Source organism: Salinivibrio sp. ML290 (genome assembly GCF_001995695.1).
GTDB lineage: Bacteria > Pseudomonadota > Gammaproteobacteria > Enterobacterales > Vibrionaceae > Salinivibrio > Salinivibrio siamensis.
In genome coordinates this window covers 143,553-161,444 of sequence record NZ_MUEY01000001.1, presented here as the reverse complement: position 1 = coordinate 161,444, position 17,892 = coordinate 143,553, and the positions used below count along the sequence as shown (strand labels likewise).

Sequence of the window (17,892 nt, the reverse complement as noted above, 5' to 3'; positions counted from 1 at the left end):
CGGGGGCAACGCCAAAAAGCCGACGCCCAACGAACAGTTGTTTAACCTGCCAGCTAGGCGCAATCAGCCATTACCCCACTTCAAAGCGGTCCAACTTACTGTCCAACTCACGTGCTGAATCGGCAAGCAGCTGGCTTTGCTCGGCAAGGTGCGACGCCGCACCGCTCACTTCGTTGGCCGAGTTGTGAATATTACTCACATTTTGGTTCATCTCTTCCGACACCGTCCCCTGCTCTTCTGCCGCCGCGGCGATTTGTACCACGCGGTCATTCGAGCCATGTAAGGCACTCACCATTTCCTTCAACTGCGCTTGGGTTTCTAGCGCCGTATTGACACTGTCTTCACTCGATTGATGACTTGATGTCATTGCCTCAGCGGCCTCAATCGCATTGTTGGTGAGCGATTCAATCGTGCCTTGAATTTGAGTGGTCGATTTTTGCGTGCCTTGAGCGAGCGAGCGCACTTCATCGGCCACCACCGCAAAGCCACGGCCTTGCTCACCCGCTCGCGCCGCTTCAATCGCCGCATTGAGTGCCAGCAGGTTAGTTTGCTCAGAGATGCCTTGGATCACCGTCGCCACATCACTGATCTCCATCACCCCTTGCTTCACTTGATTCACCAATTTATCCGCTGCGGCAATACGCTCAGCAACGTTGCGGATACTGGCCACCGTGCTATCTAGCTTATGGTTGCTATCTTCCGCCATCGACGAAATATCGTTGGTTGCTTGCGCAGTTTGCTCAGCGTGATCGGCAACATCGGCCACGGTAGCCGTCATTTCGTTCATCGCCGTGGCGAGCTGCTCAAGTTGTGCGCGCTGCGATTGAATGCTTTGCGCACTTTCCTCACTGGCTGACGCTATGGAGGAGGCCATGGTCGATGATTGCTTGGCTTCATCATGCGCAACACGCAGCGCCTCGCGGACACTGCTCATCGCGGTATCCATTCGCCGAGCGAGTTTGCCAATTTCGTCATGACGGGTATAACCACACTCGACCCGAAGATCGCCACCAGCAATGCGATCGAATTTTTCCACCAGCTCATCCAAGGGCACCACGATATCGCGGCTGACAAACCCACCGGCTACCAGCAAGATAGCGCCAGATAACAGGGTTAAACCACCGATTTGCCACGCAGATTGTATCACCCGCTCCTCAATATCACTGACATGCACGCCTGAGCCAATAATCCAATTCCAGCCATCAACGCGTTTCACATAGGAAATTTTCGGCTTCATCTCGCCCTCAGGTGAACGCCAGGTGTAATCGAGCACGCCGCCCTGCGCGCCTTGACTGACTTGTACCATCTCTCGCCAGTGGTGCTTGCCGTCACCATCGGTCAGCCCATCCGCACTGGTGCCGTTTAGCTTGGGCTTGATCGGGTGATTCACAATGGTGAGGTCGGGCTTGAGTACCCAAAAGTAATTATTCCCGTCGTAACGCAGTTTATTAAGCTGCGCGATCGCTTGTGCCTTTGCTTCTTCTTCGCCAATTTGTGGTGCCTGCTGGCGATAATAGGCCACCACACTTTGCGCCACCTCAATATTGGCACGCAAGGAAGCCGTCCGTTCAGCATAAGACTGCTCCCGCTCTTTGTTGATGGTGTACGCGCTGATCCCTGCCAGCAACACAACGGCAACCAGCATTAGTGCAACAAGCTTATTTTTCACTCTCAGATCACTGATTTTTCTCATTATAAGTCCTAGCATTTGCTTTGATCCTAGCCTGACACCAAGCATCTCCTTGCTTGCATGCAACCTGGCATAAGCATGTATCGCTTTGGCGACGTGTCGCACGTAAGTTTGGACAAAAAAACGAAAAGTCACAAAATCTGCATGGAATTTATCTGGTTAACGTCTCATTCGCTAGGCGACGAAAAACTGGAACTGTGATCAAGCTACGACAGGGATGCAACATAGAAGAAATACGAAGGTGAGAAGTGCGAAAAAGCCAGGAATTCCCTTATCTTCACACTGGGTTTGTAATAAAATGACGGTATAGCCATTCGCAGTCTGGAGACAGCTATGTCGACAATTGGTCGCATCCATTCGTTTGAGTCCTGTGGCACCGTAGATGGCCCTGGCATCCGCTTTATTGTCTTTATGCAAGGCTGCTTGATGCGGTGCAAATACTGCCATAACCGTGATACGTGGGACACGCACGGCGGCAAAGAAGTCACCGTGGATGAAATAATGAAAGATGTGCGTGCTTATCGCCATTTTATTACCGCCTCGGGTGGCGGGGTGACAGCATCTGGCGGTGAGGCCATGTTGCAACCTGAGTTTGTGCGTGACTTTTTCCAAGCCGCTAACGCAGAAGGGATCCACACCTGTTTAGATACCAACGGCTATATTCGCAAACATACCCCGGTGATTGATGAAGTCCTTGATGCCACCGATTTAGTGATGCTGGATTTGAAGCAACTCAACGATGAAGTCCACGAAGACTTAGTGGGCGTATCAAACCGGCGAACGCTCGACTTTGCTAAGTACCTGCACAAAATTGGGCAAAAAACCTGGATTCGTTACGTGGTTGTCCCCGGCTACACCGATGATGACGACTCTGCCCATCGTCTTGGCCAATTTATTCAAGACATGGATAACATCGAAAAAGTTGAGTTACTTCCCTACCACCAACTCGGCGCGCACAAATGGGAAGCGCTGGGTCATGAGTACGAACTGCAAGACGTCTCGCCCCCATCAAAAGAAGTGATGGATAGCGTCAAAGCGATTATTGCCAGTTACGGTCACAGTGTCACCTACTAAGCGTTAACCCCATAAAGCCGGCCATGCAGCCGGCTTTTTTCGCCTTACATCTCGCGTCGCCGCGCCTTCGTCATTCGAATGGCTTCTCGAATAATACAGTCACGCAACGGGTTATCCGCCGCGTCTGCTCGCCAGATAAACGACAATGTGCGGCGCATATTTAGCTCCGGCACATTCAGCGCCACCAGCTCTTCGCGTTCTATCCACTTCTCGACATCAAGATACGGCAAGCAACTGAGGTAGTTGGAGTTAGCCACCAAGGTGCGCAATACTGGCACCTGCTCATACTCACGACGCACATCAAGATCTTCGATAACGCCATGAATGGCACTATCAAAACTGTGTCGCGTCCCCGCTCCCGGCTCTCGCAATACCCACTGGGCTTGCTCAAGTTGCGCCAAACTTACTTGATCGCGCTGCGCGTAAGGGTGATGCTTGGCTGCCACCACCACCAAATGGTCATGGCACCACACCTGTTGCTTCAACCGGCTGTCGTCACAACGCCCTTCAATGATCCCCAAGTCGTGCTGATACCGACGCACACTATCAATCACCTTCTGGGTATTTTTCACCGTAAAGTCGATTCTCAGCTCGGGAAAATCACTATCAATAATACTGATAAGGTCTGGAATTAGGTGTTCTGCTGCGGTCTGACTGGCAATTAAGGCAATATCACCACTAATAATGTGCTGCCCATCAAACCCTGCTTCAATTTGTTGCGCGTCAAACAACAGTTGTCGTGCTTTGGGTCGCAACCATGCTCCCCAATAGGTGAGCTGCATTTGCTTACCTTGGCGCTCAAAGAGCGGCCTACCGAGTAGCTTTTCAAGCTGTGAAAGCGCCATGCTGGTCGCCGACTGAGTTAACGCTAAATGGTCGGCAGCACGGCTCACACTGCCCATCGCGGCAATCGCTTCAAACACAGCGAGCTGCTTGAGTGAGTAGCGCATCTAGGATCCTTACTGTCTGACTTTGATGACATTAGACTATCAATTTTTGTGATTATTACCCTAAGAAATATCAATTTTACTCCTGATAACCACACGCATAGGCTGGATTTATTCACATTCAGTCTAAAAAGGAGTACAACCAGTATGTTTTTTTGTCTTCAAGGTCGGGCACACATTGCCAAAAGAGGAGGCAGCCGATGGTAACCCCTATCCACACTGACGGCCCCGCTGCGCTGCTGGTGCAAGCCGAACAATACGCAGAGAGCAAATCGCGCAAATCGACCCGTATGGCCGTCGGGCTGGCGATGATGGCAGGCCTATTTATCGGGTTGGCATTCGTGTTTTACCTCACGGTGACCACGGGGAGCACGGCCGGCTGGGGGCTCACTCGGCTGATGGGCGGACTGGCCTTTAGCATGGGATTAATTCTCGTGGTACTCGGCGGGGCCGAGCTATTTACCAGCACGGTGCTGTCCATGCTTGCTCGCGCCAACGGCAAAATTAGTACACGTAGCCTGCTTTATACCTGGGCAAGGGTGTATATCGGCAACTTATGCGGCGCGCTATTGTTGGTGCTGATCGTGATGGCGGCGGGTTTATATCAGCTTGATGATGGACAGTGGGGGCTCAACGCTCTTCATGTCGCGCAGCACAAGCTGCATCACAGCTGGCTGCAAGCGTTCTCCCTCGGTGTGCTTTGTAACTTGCTCGTTTGTCTGGCGATTTGGATGACATTCACCTCGCAAAACCCGCTGACCAAAGCCGTGATGGTGATCTTACCTGTTGCCATGTTTGTCAGCACCGGTTTTGAGCATAGCGTGGCCAATATGTTCATGGTGCCTTTGGGCATGAGCATCGCCACCTTCGCACCAGACAGCTTTTGGCAAGCGGTGGGCAGTTCCCCCGCGGCCTTTAATGACGTCAATCTCATCCAGTTTATCAGTGCCAATTTAATCCCCGTCACCCTTGGCAATATCGTCGGTGGCGCTGGCCTGGTTGGTATGGGCTATTGGCTGATTATCAACCCAGAAAGAGAACACAAAACCGCGCACATTTCTGCATTGACGCTCCCGTCTGCGCCTTATTCTGAGAGACCTATTATGACCCAAGAAACCTTAACTATTGAAAACAACATGCAATCGGCTCAGTGTGCTTTAAAAGCCCAGCAATTTGTGGCGGACGCCCTAGAGCAGCTCAACCGCACCAAGCTTCAAGGCGCCCCTGTGGTAGACAGCCAAAATCAACTGGTTGGCTTTTTCTCGGTGCAAGATGTCTTAGTGGATCTATGGTGGAATGACTATCAACCCGACATGGATGCCAAAGTTGAAGATCTGATGCGCACCGAGGTACAAACCGTTGAGGCAGACCAATCGGTGATTGAGCTGGCGCAGTACATGAGCATTGATAACCAAGTGCTCTATCCGGTCAGTGATGCGGGCATTGCCACCCGCTTTACCAACCAATCGGCATTAGAGCGCGCCAAAACGCAAACACTGTCTCGTCCCTATATTTATCCGGTGATGAAAGACGAGCGCTTGGTGGGGGTGATCACGCGCGCCGATGTGATTCGAGCACTCGCGCCACTTTACGGTAATGCAATGGATATCCTTCCCGCCGATGCGAAAGAAGGCTTAGTCACCGCCTAACACTTAGTCACCACCTAACACAGAGATAGCCGTTATCGATCACGCCGCCGGTCAATACTGGCGGCATTTTTCATCGAGATGTTGCCGTCATCGCCGCATTGACACACGGCCTAACGCTCAGGTGATAAATACTCACGGTCATAAAAGGTGCGTAGCCAATGAGGCCGATATACCGCCATCACTGTCACCGCCATGCCATTTAATAACGCCTCAGGGAACCACATCAGGAGTGCAATTTGCAGATAGTTATGGACAATGTCTTGCCAGCTATGTCGCTCTGCCAGCCCGTACCACAACGATGTCACGGACAGCTGGAATACCATGGTCAGCGCCGCGCCGATAAAAGCGGCGATAAAAATATAAATAAACAGGTGGCGGGTTAAATAATGGTAACTGAGCGCGAAAATCGCATAACTAAAAGTGATTGGCAGCACCGCCGTGGTGAGCGCGGTCATCCCCAAGTCCGCGACAGGGACAAAACCAAACACCGCCATCAGTGTTAGAGGCACAGTGGCAATCCAAATAGCGATACGCCAACCATGGCACAAGGCGAGCGTGGTCACGCCTAAAAAGTGGATATCTAGCCCCGCTTTGATCCCTGCTTGAAGCGCCCATAAAGCAAACAACACCACCGCCGAGGAAAACGCCAAATGCTGGTAACCGGTTTCTTGACGCAGCTTAGAAAAAAATTCCGGCGGATAGGTTCGATACAGCACCGCTGCCCACAATAACCAGCCACTCCATTGCCAACCGCTCACTTCGGCGAACTCAAACATATTCAATCCCTAGTCACTGACCTTTTCTACCTTTGACTGACACAACAACTAGCGGGTGATAAACGTGCTACGGACATAGCCCAGATCAAGATTTCCCCCTCATAGAGCTGGTAGTCTCTATTTATTCCCTCATCAATTGATGAATGACTATTGTACCTTTGAGAGTTAAGAGGCCAACCGCGATGGATATGACCCCTGCACAACGTCTAATTTTATCTAATCAATACCAATTAATGTGCCACCTCGATCCCTCTAATAGCGAAAAGTATCGCCGCTTACAAACCATTATTGAGCGCGGTTACAGCTTGCAAATGGCAGAAGTGATCAGCCAGTTCGAGGCGCTATGCGAAACCCAGTGTCGTGAGATCATTGATATCATGGAAATGCACCATGCCATGCAGGCCTCATACAACCTCTTGGACGACGCCAACCAAGCCGCCTTATCACCGCGCCGCGTTCAATTCTGGGGCTTCGACGCCGCCACCGAAGGTGCGTTAGTGCATTATGTCCGCTTTCTTGTCGATACGGAGGGACTCTATCCGCAATTCGATCAGGGCGAGCATCGCTTTAACAGCCAAATGCCCATGTTGGACAAATACCGTCGCATGCTGGATGTATGGCGTCATTGCCCGCGCCAATTCCACTTAAGCTTAACCGAGATTGAGCAAATCCTCGCCGCCTAAACCGCAGAGCGCGACCATCCCGAATCCCAGCCGCCCGCGAGGCGGCTTTTTATTTGCGCGTCTCGCGCTTGTCGAATCCATCGCAAGCCCGTACCCTTAAGCCCATTCACGCTAACACACCGAACGACCATGATTTATCGATGCCCACTGTGCCAACAGTCTCTGCAAGCCACCTCACGTGGCGCCTATTGCGCGAACAATCACCAATTTGACCGCGCCAAAGAAGGCTACCTCAATTTGCTCCCCGTGCAATTTAAGCGCTCTAAAGATCCGGGCGACAACAAGGCCATGACCCAAGCGCGTCGGGCGTTTTTAAACGCTGGCCACTATGCGCCTATGCGCCAAGCGATGATTGACGCTCTCACCCAAGCGCTCGATGGCGAGCACAAAACCATCTTGGATGTCGGCTGTGGTGAAGGGTACTACACCCACGCGATTGCCGATCAAACCGCAGAGCAACAATGGTCGGTACACGGATTAGATATTGCCAAAGTGGCGGTGCGTTATGCGGCCAAGTGGTACCCACAGTGTCAGTTCTCGGTTGCCTCTTCCCAACGCCTGCCGTTTGCCGACAACAGCTTGGATGGTGTGGTACGGATTTATGCGCCCTGTAACGGTGAAGAGTTAGCGCGCGCGATTAAGCCTGGCGGCGTGGTGGTGACGGTTACGCCAGGTCCACGTCATCTATTTCAGCTAAAAGCCGGTATCTATCAAGAGGTGCGTTTACACGAAACGCCACCTGAAGCCCTACCAGGCTTCCAACTTGAAAGTGAGCACTCACTGCATTACTCGATGACATTGGCAGGTGAGCAAGCCCTGACTCTGCTGCAAATGACGCCCTTTGCCTGGCGCGCCTCGGATGAATGGCGTGACACCTTAGCGAACAGCGAGGCCTTTGAGTGCGACGCCGACTTCACCCTGCGCGTGTATCGCCATCACGCCGCCGAGCAATGATAGCCAAGGAGACATCCCATGAAACAAGGTCGCGTATCGGTTCGTATCATCAGCGCCTGGCTCGCCGCAGCCTGCATCGTATTCACCAGTTCGACGCTTCATGCAAAAACCGATGCGCTTGCCACTTTATTTGACTACCAAGTCACTCGCGCAGAGGGCGAATCATTGAGCCTGACCCAAGTGGCCCGCCAAGTGGCGGATGCCGATGTGGTACTCATTGGCGAATGGCACGGCCATCCAGGCGTGCACCGCTTTCAAGCTGAGCTACTCAGCCAGCTCGCCTCAGAACACCCAGTCGCCCTGTCGATGGAGCAATTCAGTCGCGATACACAACCCGTGCTTGACCAATATCTTGCTGGCGAGATCGGCGAAGACACATTAAAGCGACAAGCCAATGCATGGGATAATTATGATGGCAGTTACCGGCCCTTGATTGAACTGGCCAAGCAACGCCAAATCGAGGTGATTGCTGCCAACGCCCCCAAGCGACTGGTGCGCTGTATTGGTCAGCAAGGCTTGTCATATCTCGATAGTCTGTCCGAGCAACAGCGTAGCTGGTTTGCCGACACCATAGATACCCAAGATTCACCGTATAAGCGCAAGTTTAAGGCCAATATGCACCATGGCAGCGCCAGCCAAACAGACGCCCAGTATGCGGCTCAGCTTGCGTGGGATGCCACCATGGCCGAAAGCATCGTCGATCACCATACCGCTCAACCTGACAGCCAAATTGTGCATATCGCCGGGCGCTTTCACATCGCCGAAGGGTTGGGAACCGCGGCACAAATTCACGCCCGTAACCCTGAACTGCGCATTGCATTGATCACCGCGGTAAGCGACCAAGCCATGCTAAGCGACGACGCGCCCGACTTGCGCTTACACGTGCTACCCATGCCACAGCGCTGGCTGTCGATGGACGAAATGCGCCAAGCGGTGAGCCAAATGAAAGGGCAAGGTGCCGCCCAGTGCAAGCGCGCCACAAATAGCTAAGCGCTCACGCTTTCCCACAGACACTGTCCCACATACAAAAACGCCGACCAAACGGTCGGCGTTTTTGTTGTCGCTTCTTCTCTATATCTGTTCGCTAGTCGATAGCGACGACGCCGCGTGTCTGTTAGAACCAACGCTCCAACGCAGCGCGATCTACTTTAAACGCGCGGCTTAACGCATGCGCAAGCTCTTTGTATCGAGGCTGGTTTTTGATCGGCTGCATCGCATGTCCTTCACTGGTGATCTTTTGATGCAGCTCGCGATACCAACCCGCAAGCGCTGGCGGCAGAGGCGTATCACGACGCTTACCCAACCACCACAAACCTTGCACCGGCAAGCTCAATGCAAACAAGGCCACAATCACCGCCTGCGGCAGCCCTTGTACATTATTGGCCGACATCTGTAATAACACGCTAATCGCCGCCACCGCTGGCATCACTTTGATCGCAAAGCGAGTCATGGTAATCACACGGTTCTCGGGGAATACCGGTGCCAACTCCTTTCTCATTGGCCATTCCTGCATGTACTTCTGACCATCTTGCAGGCAACGCCAGATTGACTTATTCGTTGTCATACCTACCTCACTTACTCGTGTGACTCGCTCAGTGTGACACAAGGCGCTGTCACTCAACTTTTACAATAAAAATTAAACAAACTGTTTAAAAACTTTCAAAATTAACCAGTATTGCTCAAAAAATTTTTGTTATCTGTATCAAGTCCCGCTATCCTTAGCGCACTTTATCATTGTTGCTCGGATTCGATTGTCTCGCAACCTAATCTGGTTGTACTCGACGGAGCGTTCATTTATCCAGGACGGATAAAGATGGTTCTTTCCCCGCGACAACGCATGAGATAATTCTTTTTTTAAAAAGGTAGTGTCTCTGTTTGTCCACTATCCTTTTTGTTCAATACACTCTGTCTTACGAAACATAGGTAGTCATACATGTCCAAGCTGGTTCTCGTACTCAATTGCGGAAGCTCCTCTTTGAAGTTCGCCATTGTCGACGCTCAATCAGGCGATGAGCATCTTACCGGTCTAGCCGAATGCCTTCACCTTCCAGAAGCCCGCATCAAGTGGAAGATGGACGGTAAGCATGAAGCCCAACTCGGCGAAGGTGCCGCACACAACGAAGCGCTTAACTTCATTGTTGATACCATCCTGGCTTCTAAGCCTGAGCTTGCCGAGAACCTAGGTGCCATTGGCCACCGCGTTGTTCACGGTGGCGAGCACTTCACTCAGTCAGCATTAATTACGGACGATGTACTGAAAGGGATCCACGATGCAGCCAGCTTTGCACCGCTGCACAACCCAGCCCACATCGTAGGTATCGAAGCGGCGAAAAAAGCCTTCCCAGCGCTGAAAAATGTCGCTGTATTCGATACGGCATACCATCAAACCATGCCAGAAGAAGCCTACTTGTATGCACTGCCTTATAACCTTTATAAAGAGCACGGCATCCGTCGCTATGGCATGCATGGTACCTCGCACTACTTTATCGCTAACGCCGCCGCTGAGCAGCTTGGCAAACCTGTTGATGAAGTGAACATCATTAACTGCCACCTCGGTAACGGCGCATCAGTTTGTGCGATTAAAAACGGCAAATCCGTCGACACTTCAATGGGTATGACCCCGTTGGAAGGCCTGGTAATGGGCACCCGCTCTGGTGACCTAGATCCAGCGATTATCTTCCACCTGCACGATGCACTGGGCTACAGCGTTGAGCAAATCAACACCATGCTAACCAAAGAGTCTGGCTTACAAGGCTTGACCGAAGTGACCTCTGACTGCCGCTTTGTCGAAGACAACTATGGCGAGAAAGAAGAAGCCACTCGCGCGATGAACGTGTTCTGTCACCGTCTTGCTAAGTACGTGGCCAGCTACACCGCGACCCTCGATGGTCGCCTAGACGCGATTGTCTTCACCGGCGGTATCGGTGAGAACTCAGGCCCAATCCGCGAATTGGTACTCGAGCGCCTATCTCTGCTGGGTGTTGACGTCGACAAAGAACGCAACCTAAAAGCCCGCTTTGGCGGTGAAGGCGTGATCACCACAGACGAAAGCCGCGTGCCTGCGATGGTGATTTCAACCAACGAAGAGTTGGTCATTGCGCAAGACACCGCGCGCCTAACTGGCCTGTAAGACCATTCCCAACGGCTGATTCCACTCAGCCGTTTTTATATTTGTGCCGGCCTGTCCGGCACGCCAATCAGATAGTAAGAGGAAGTCAACGTGTCCCGTACTATTATGCTAATCCCAATCGGCTCCGGCGTCGGCCTGACAAGTGTCAGCCTCGGCGTGATGCGAGCGATGGAGCGTAAAGGCGTCCGCGTCTCATTTTTTAAACCCATTGCGCAGCCTCATCACGGTAGCGACACTGATGTCACTGACCTGACGACAGAAATCATTCACGCCAACAGTGACATGAAAGTCGCCGAGTCGATGTCAATGAACCAGGCCGAAGATCTGCTGCGTTCCGATCAAGAAGACGTGCTGCTAGAAGAAGTACTTGCACGCTTTACACGCGCCACCCAAAACACCGAAGTGGCACTGGTTGAAGGCTTGGTCACCACGCGTAACCATCCGTTTGCCAACCAAATCAACTACGAGATTGCCAAGACGCTGGATGCAGAGATTGTCTTTGTGACCACACCAGGTACCGACAACCCTGCGCAGCTAAAAGAGCGTATCGAGTTTGCTTGCACCAACTTTGGTGGCAGCAAAAACGGCAACATCTCTGGCGTGATCATCAACAAGCTCAATGCCCCTGTTGATGATGCTGGCCGCACCCGTCCCGATCTGTCAGAGATCTTTGACGATGCAGACGGCGCGCGTCCGACTAACGTTGAAGTGATGCAGATCTTCAACACGAGCCCAATCCGCGTACTGGGCTGTGTGCCATGGAAAATCGATCTGATTGCTACCCGTGCCAGCGATATGGCTAAGCACTTGAATGCCACCATCATCAATGAAGGTGAAATTCACTCGCGCCGTATCAAGAGCATTACCTTCTGCGCACGCTCTATTCCTAACATGGTTGAGCACTTCCGCCCTGGCTCACTGCTAGTGACCTCGGCAGACCGTCCAGACGTGATTGTCGCGGCCTGCTTGGCAGCAATGAACGGCGTGGAAATCGGTGCGCTGCTGCTGACCGGTGGTTACTCGATCCCTGATCAGCTCAAAGCATTGTGTGACCGTGCCTTTGAAACCGGCCTACCAGTGTTCACCACCGCAGGTAACACCTGGCAAACCTCACTCAACCTGCAAAGCTTCAGCCTCGAAGTCCCGGCTGACGACAAAGAGCGCGTTGAGTTTGTGAACGACCATGTGGCTAGCCACATTGATGGCAACTGGATTGAGTCACTAAGCTCTGGCTCTAACCGCGAGCGTCGTCTCAGCCCACCCGCTTTCCGTTACCAGCTCACCGAGTTTGCGCGTAAAGCCGCCAAGCGCATTGTGCTGCCAGAAGGTGACGAGCCACGCACCATTAAAGCGGCCGCTATCTGTGCGGAGCGTAAAATTGCTGAGTGTGTGCTTTTGGGTAACCCAGAAGAAATTAAACGTGTAGCCGATCAGCAAGGCGTAACCTTGGGCGCTGGCGTAGAAATCATTGACCCAGTGAAAGCGCGTGACAAGTACGTGGCCCGCTTGGTTGAGCTGCGTAAGAGCAAAGGCATCACCGAAGTGATTGCGCAAGAGCACCTGGAAGACACCGTGGTGCTGGGTACCATGATGCTAGAAGCCAACGAGGTGGACGGCCTGGTCTCCGGTGCCGTGCACACGACGGCCAACACCATTCGCCCACCGCTGCAGATCATCAAGACAGCCCCGAACGCCTCTTTGGTGTCGTCGGTCTTCTTCATGCTGCTGCCTGAGCAAGTGCTGGTATACGGTGACTGTGCGATCAACCCAGATCCAAACGCTGAGCAACTGGCAGAAATCGCCATTCAATCGGCCGATTCAGCCAGCGCCTTTGGTATCGAGCCACGCGTAGCGATGATCTCTTACTCGACTGGTAGCTCAGGTAAAGGGGCTGACGTGGATAAAGTTCGCGAAGCCACCCGCCTTGCCAAAGAGAAGCGCCCTGATCTGGTAATTGATGGCCCACTGCAGTACGACGCAGCAATCATGGAAAATGTTGCTAAGTCGAAAGCACCGGATTCACCGGTTGCCGGTAAAGCGACCGTGTTCGTTTTCCCAGACTTGAACACAGGTAACACCACCTACAAGGCGGTACAGCGTTCTGCTGAGCTGGTGTCTATCGGTCCAATGCTGCAAGGCATGCGCAAACCGGTGAACGACCTGTCTCGTGGCGCACTGGTCGATGACATTGTTTACACAGTGGCCCTGACAGCTATCCAAGCGAAACAAGCGGAAGACAACGGCCAAGTGTAATTTTCACCACGCCCTGTCGAGATAAAACAAAAGCCAGCACCTGTTGCTGGCTTTTTTGCGTTTGCGTTCACAACGTGACATGCAAACGCGATCTAGCATGGCGTATCCATTCTGGTTTTGGAGTCGAAGATGGCTAACGAGTTCGATCCCGTCACGCTACGGCATACCCTGCACCAAACCCCTGAGCTTTCTAACCACGAAGCCCTCACCGCACGTACTATCGCTGCCCAGTTGCGACAATTTGGCTTTCACCCAGCCACTGATGTCGGCGGCCACGGGATCCTGGTCACCATTCAAGGCGCTGCGCCAGGGCCCACCACCTTGCTACGCGCCGATTTTGATGCGCTCCCGATTGAAGAGCGTGGAACACAGGCTTATTGCTCCCAGCATTCGGGCGTGATGCATGCGTGTGGCCATGATGGTCATACCGCGGCGTTGCTGGCCGTCGCTGCCGAGCTTAGCCACACTCCGCCCGCTCGTGGTACTGTGCTGCTTGCCTTTCAGCCTGCAGAAGAAACCGGAGAAGGCGCAGCGCGTATGTGCGAGTCCCCCGCACTTACCAACGCGCATATTGATAACGTCTACGCCTTCCACAATCTCCCCGGCTTTAATCAGCATCAAATCGTGGTACGCCCAGGGACCTTTGCCTGTGCCTCGACCGGAGTCGCCATTGAGCTGTACGGAAAAACCTCTCATGCCGCCTACCCCGAACGCGGGATTAGCCCTGCCAGTGCGATGACAGGCGTGATGCATACCCTGACACAACTGCCCGACGCCTACCCTGAGGCCAACAGCCTTGTCACCTTGGTTCATGCCCAGTTAGGAGAGCCAGCCTACGGCGTCGCCCCCGGCCACGCGACCGTGATGGCTACCTTGCGCAGTGATGACAACGCCTGCTTTCAGGCCATGAAAGCCGACTTGATAGACAAAGTGAACACGCTGGCGGCTCGGGCAGGGTTGACGGTCAGTTTTAGCTGGCATGAGCCCTTTATCGCGGCCGAGAACAGCACACACCATACACAGCATGTCGCCAATGCCGCGCAATCGCTAGGGGTTGAGGTACATTGGCTTAATGAACCGATGCGTTGGTCAGAAGATGTGGCCGAGTTTCTCGCCCGTTGGCCGGGCGCGTTATTTGGCATTGGCAGTGGCGAGCATCATCCGCAACTGCACAACCCCGATTATGATTTTCCCGATGCGATCCTCCCCACCGCCAAAGCGCTCTTTACCGCTTTGGTCGCTGAGCATCACGGGCGTAACACGGATTGAGCACGTCCTACCCCAGCGCCAGCCACACGCCAACGCCTACCATCAAGGTGCCAGCGACACGGTTAAGCAGTTGCACGTTGCCTCTTTGCTGCAGAAACTGACGCAACGTGCGACCGCCACTGGCATACAACATCAAGCAGCTAAACTCAGTCAGCAGAATAATCAACACCAGCACACTTAACTGGCTGGGCAGCGCTAATTTAGGATTAATAAACGGGGGCAACAGTGAGATCATAAACGCCCAGCCTTTCGGATTAGCAATCGCGGTGACAAATCCTTGGGTCGCCAAGGACCACGCTGATGCTTCACTGGGGCTAGCGTCATCATCCTCAGGAATGGCCATTTTCCCGCGAGATCGCCACATTTGTACCCCAAGAAACGCCAGATAAGCACCACCGACGTATTTGAACACCTGAAAGATAGACGGATAGTTAAGCATCATTGCCGCCACCCCAATTACCGAGGCAATCGCTACTAGCCCCACGCCAATTAACTCACCCCACATCATATGCAGGCTACGCTTAACGCCGATGGTCATTCCCAGCGTCATCGAGAGGGTCATACACATCCCAGGTGTCACGGACACCAGAAAAAAGGTCGGGATGAACAAGGAAAGCATGGTGGTATCAATCAAAGCAGTTGGCATAAAGCGTAATCAGAACAAAGCACTACAGGGGCTCCTAGTAAACGCCCTTTATCGTTTGAGATCAAGCCTACTGTTGAGTTTATAACCAAGCGATTGGACTTATTGCCATTTAGACGTCCAGAAGTAAAAATATCCATTGACTTAATTTTGACTAACTCATAGCATCAATAACCAGAGCGACAGCAAGAATGTGGCACAAGCCGCTGAGTGAGTCTGCTGTGATCAAATTATTCGCCAAGGACATGTGATGATTGAGATAACCAACCTCAACAAGGTATTCGAACTCGGGGAACGCCGAATTCATGCCCTTAATGACATCAACTTATTTATTCCCAAGGGGAAAGTATTTGGTGTGATCGGTGCCTCCGGTGCAGGGAAAAGTACCCTGATCCGGATGGTTAACCTGCTCGAGCGCCCAACCAGCGGCTCAGTCAAAGTGGGTGGCACTAACCTCACTGCGCTACCCAGCCGCCAGTTGACCCAAGCGCGCCGTAAAATCGGGATGATTTTCCAACACTTTAATCTGCTCTCGTCACGCACCGTGTTCGACAATATCGCCCTGCCGCTTGAGCTAAGTGGCTCGAGCCGCGATGAGATTGAAACACGCGTGAGCGAACTGCTCGATCTGGTCGGCTTGGCCGATAAGCGTGATGTGTATCCTGCCAGCCTCAGTGGCGGACAAAAACAACGTGTCGCCATTGCCCGTGCATTGGCGCCAAGCCCCAACGTTCTGCTTTGTGATGAAGCCACCAGCGCACTGGATCCAGCCACTACGCAATCCATTCTGTCGCTGCTGCAAACCATCAACCAAAAGCTCAACCTCACCATTTTGCTGATCACCCACGAAATGGATGTGGTCAAACGTATCTGTGACGACGTCGCTATTATTGGCGATGGCGAGCTCGTCGAGTCCGGCCCGGTGGGCGAGATTTTTGCGCATCCCAAATCCGACTTGGCCAAACAATTTATTCGTTCAACCCTCGACTTGTCAGTGCCGCATGATTTTGCCCAGCGCTTACAACAAGAATACTTCGAAGGCAGTTACCCCTTGGTGCGCCTCGAGTTTACCGGCGCAACGGTCGATGACCCATTAATCAGCCAGATCTCGCGTCTGTTTGATATCGACATCAGCATTTTAAGCTCAGATATCGACTACGCCGGCGGCGTGAAATTCGGCCTACTCCTTGCGGAAATCATGGGTCCAAAAGAGGCGGTTGAAAACGCCATCACTTACCTCAACAAGCACCATGTCAACACGGAGGTACTTGGCTATGTTAATTGATCAACTCACCCACTGGGTCAATGAAAACAGCGCCCTTATCAACTTGCTCCTCGAAGCCACTGGCCAAACCCTGTACATGGTGTTTGCCTCCGGGATCATGGGGTTTGTGATTGGCATCCCATTGGGCGTGTTACTGCATGTGACCAAACCCGGTGGTTTGCTGGGCCAGCCGCAAGTTAACCAGGTGCTCGGCGCAATAGTGAACATTGGTCGCTCTATCCCCTTTATTATCTTGCTGGTGGCAATTATTCCGTTTACCCGCATGGTGGTTGGTACCTCGATTGGTACCGCAGCGGCGATTGTGCCGCTTACCGTCGGCGCGATTCCATTTATTGCCCGCTTGGTTGAAGGGGCGTTACTCGAGTTACCGGCTGGGCTAGAGGAAGCGGCCAAAGCGATGGGCGCGAACCCGTTCCAGATTATTTATAAAGTGCTCATACCTGAAGCGCTCCCCGGCATCATCAATGGCGCGACCATTACCCTGGTTACCTTGGTGAGCTACTCGGCCATGGCCGGTGCGGTCGGCGGCGGCGGCCTTGGGGATGTGGGCATCCGCTATGGCTATCAGCGCTTTGACACCACAGTGATGCTGATCACCGTTGTAATGCTGGTAGTCTTAGTGCAAGCGATTCAATCTTTTGGTGATTACTTGGTGCGACGCGCCGATCACCGCTAAATCAAACACAATAATGACGAATATGTTCCAAACAGGGAGACAGACAATGAAAACCACGATCAAAACACTACTTGCCACTCTTGGCCTTGCCTCAACCTTGGTGCTGACTGGCTGCGGCGAGAAAGAACAAGCCGCGACCGATACCAACAGCATCACCGTGGGCGTGATGGCCGGCGAAGAAGCACAAGTGGCTGAACACGCGGTGGAAGAAGCGAAAAAGCTCGGTCTTGAGGTAGAGCTGGTGACCTTTACCGATTACGTGTCACCGAACGCGGCACTGGATGATGGCTCGGTCGACGTGAATGCTTTCCAACACAAACCTTACTTGGACGCACAAATCAAAGACCGTGGTTATGAATTTGCGATTGCCGGCAACACCTTTGTGTATCCGATTGCGGCTTATTCTTACAAGCTAGATAGCGTCGAAGATCTACCAGAAGGCGGTAAAATTGCGGTGCCTAACAACCCATCGAACCTAGGCCGTTCACTGGTATTGCTTGAGCAGCAAGGGATCATCAAGCTCAAAGAAGGCGCAGGCATCAACGCGACTAAACTGGATATCGTTGAGAACCCGAAAAACGTAGAAATCATCGAGCTAGAAACCCCACAACTGCCTCGCTCATTGGAAGATGTGGACTTGGCTATCATCAACAACACCTTTGCAGCAGGCGTGGGCCTAACGCCAAGCAAAGACGGTATCTTTGTTGAAGACAAAGAATCGCCTTATGTGAACCTGATTGTGGCGCGCAAAGACAACGTCGACGCAGAAAACGTCAAAACCTTTGTTAAAGCCTACCAAACTGATGCGGTTTACAACGCCGCGATGGAAATCTTTGACGGCGCCGTGGTAAAAGGCTGGTAAG

General features: G+C 52.7%; 16 protein-coding genes. 11 read left to right on the top strand and 5 right to left on the bottom strand.

Features of this window, described 5'->3' with window-relative positions; translation table 11 throughout:
- Nucleotides 1-70: 70 nt before the first annotated feature.
- A complete protein-coding gene (locus tag BZG23_RS00825; RefSeq protein WP_241828647.1) occupies nt 71-1,693 on the bottom strand; it encodes a methyl-accepting chemotaxis protein in 1,623 nt (540 codons plus the stop codon).
- Between the two features lie 330 nt (nt 1,694-2,023).
- On the opposite strand from BZG23_RS00825, the gene pflA reads away from it, so the two are divergent.
- A complete protein-coding gene (pflA, locus tag BZG23_RS00820) occupies nt 2,024-2,764 on the top strand; it encodes a pyruvate formate lyase 1-activating protein (RefSeq protein WP_046073652.1) in 741 nt (246 codons plus the stop codon).
- A 44-nt stretch (nt 2,765-2,808) separates the two neighbouring features.
- Here pflA and BZG23_RS00815 read toward each other — a convergent pair whose 3' ends face one another.
- The gene (locus BZG23_RS00815; protein WP_046073653.1) at nt 2,809-3,714 is read right to left on the bottom strand and encodes a LysR substrate-binding domain-containing protein; all 906 of its coding nucleotides are present in this window, start codon (nt 3,712-3,714) and stop codon (nt 2,809-2,811) included.
- A 197-nt stretch (nt 3,715-3,911) separates the two neighbouring features.
- On the opposite strand from BZG23_RS00815, the gene focA reads away from it, so the two are divergent.
- Nucleotides 3,912-5,360: a formate transporter FocA gene (gene focA, locus BZG23_RS00810; protein WP_077578554.1), complete on the top strand. Its 1,449-nt coding sequence runs from the start codon at nt 3,912-3,914 to the stop codon at nt 5,358-5,360.
- 110 nt (nt 5,361-5,470) lie between these two features.
- Here focA and BZG23_RS00805 read toward each other — a convergent pair whose 3' ends face one another.
- Nucleotides 5,471-6,136, bottom strand: coding sequence for an energy-coupling factor ABC transporter permease (locus BZG23_RS00805; protein ID WP_077605870.1), 666 nt, complete (start codon nt 6,134-6,136; stop codon nt 5,471-5,473).
- Between the two features lie 182 nt (nt 6,137-6,318).
- On the opposite strand from BZG23_RS00805, the gene BZG23_RS00800 reads away from it, so the two are divergent.
- The 3 genes from BZG23_RS00800 to BZG23_RS00790 all read left to right on the top strand — a co-directional run bounded on the left by BZG23_RS00800 (nt 6,319) and on the right by BZG23_RS00790 (nt 8,763).
- The gene (locus tag BZG23_RS00800; protein ID WP_077578556.1) at nt 6,319-6,819 is read left to right on the top strand and encodes a YfbU family protein; all 501 of its coding nucleotides are present in this window, start codon (nt 6,319-6,321) and stop codon (nt 6,817-6,819) included.
- Nucleotides 6,820-6,948: 129 nt separating this feature from the next.
- Nucleotides 6,949-7,773 carry a 23S rRNA (guanine(745)-N(1))-methyltransferase gene (rlmA, locus tag BZG23_RS00795; RefSeq protein WP_077605869.1) on the top strand — a complete coding sequence of 275 codons (825 nt, stop codon included), beginning with the start codon at nt 6,949-6,951 and terminating at the stop codon, nt 7,771-7,773.
- A gap of 18 nt (nt 7,774-7,791) precedes the next feature.
- Complete coding sequence (locus BZG23_RS00790) at nt 7,792-8,763, top strand: ChaN family lipoprotein (protein WP_077605868.1); 972 nt, start codon at nt 7,792-7,794, stop codon at nt 8,761-8,763.
- 124 nt (nt 8,764-8,887) lie between these two features.
- On the opposite strand, the gene yfbV is transcribed toward BZG23_RS00790, so the two are convergent.
- Nucleotides 8,888-9,337, bottom strand: coding sequence for a terminus macrodomain insulation protein YfbV (yfbV, locus tag BZG23_RS00785; RefSeq protein ID WP_077578559.1), 450 nt, complete (start codon nt 9,335-9,337; stop codon nt 8,888-8,890).
- A 369-nt stretch (nt 9,338-9,706) separates the two neighbouring features.
- Between yfbV and BZG23_RS00780 the strand changes: the two genes are divergently transcribed.
- From BZG23_RS00780 to BZG23_RS00770, 3 genes are all read left to right on the top strand, one after another.
- On the top strand, nt 9,707-10,903 hold the full coding sequence (locus BZG23_RS00780) for an acetate kinase (protein WP_077578560.1): 1,197 nt from the start codon (nt 9,707-9,709) through the stop codon (nt 10,901-10,903).
- A gap of 105 nt (nt 10,904-11,008) precedes the next feature.
- A complete protein-coding gene (gene pta, locus BZG23_RS00775; RefSeq protein ID WP_077578561.1) occupies nt 11,009-13,156 on the top strand; it encodes a phosphate acetyltransferase in 2,148 nt (715 codons plus the stop codon).
- 129 nt (nt 13,157-13,285) lie between these two features.
- Nucleotides 13,286-14,425 carry an amidohydrolase gene (locus tag BZG23_RS00770; RefSeq protein WP_077605867.1) on the top strand — a complete coding sequence of 380 codons (1,140 nt, stop codon included), beginning with the start codon at nt 13,286-13,288 and terminating at the stop codon, nt 14,423-14,425.
- 7 nt (nt 14,426-14,432) lie between these two features.
- On the opposite strand, the gene BZG23_RS00765 is transcribed toward BZG23_RS00770, so the two are convergent.
- Nucleotides 14,433-15,071, bottom strand: coding sequence for a LysE family translocator (locus tag BZG23_RS00765; protein ID WP_077578563.1), 639 nt, complete (start codon nt 15,069-15,071; stop codon nt 14,433-14,435).
- A 247-nt stretch (nt 15,072-15,318) separates the two neighbouring features.
- On the opposite strand from BZG23_RS00765, the gene metN reads away from it, so the two are divergent.
- From metN to metQ, 3 genes are read left to right on the top strand one after another with little or no spacing between them, the layout of a single operon-like run.
- Entirely contained in the window at nt 15,319-16,353 is a 1,035-nt protein-coding gene (gene metN, locus BZG23_RS00760) for a methionine ABC transporter ATP-binding protein MetN (protein ID WP_077605866.1), read from the top strand.
- Entirely contained in the window at nt 16,343-17,029 is a 687-nt protein-coding gene (locus tag BZG23_RS00755) for a methionine ABC transporter permease (RefSeq protein ID WP_077578564.1), read from the top strand. The genes metN and BZG23_RS00755 overlap by 11 nt, the downstream gene beginning before the upstream one ends.
- A gap of 46 nt (nt 17,030-17,075) precedes the next feature.
- Nucleotides 17,076-17,891 (top strand): methionine ABC transporter substrate-binding lipoprotein MetQ, encoded by an 816-nt coding sequence (gene metQ, locus BZG23_RS00750; protein ID WP_077605865.1) that lies wholly within the window; start codon nt 17,076-17,078, stop codon nt 17,889-17,891.
- Nucleotide 17,892: the final 1 nt, after the last annotated feature.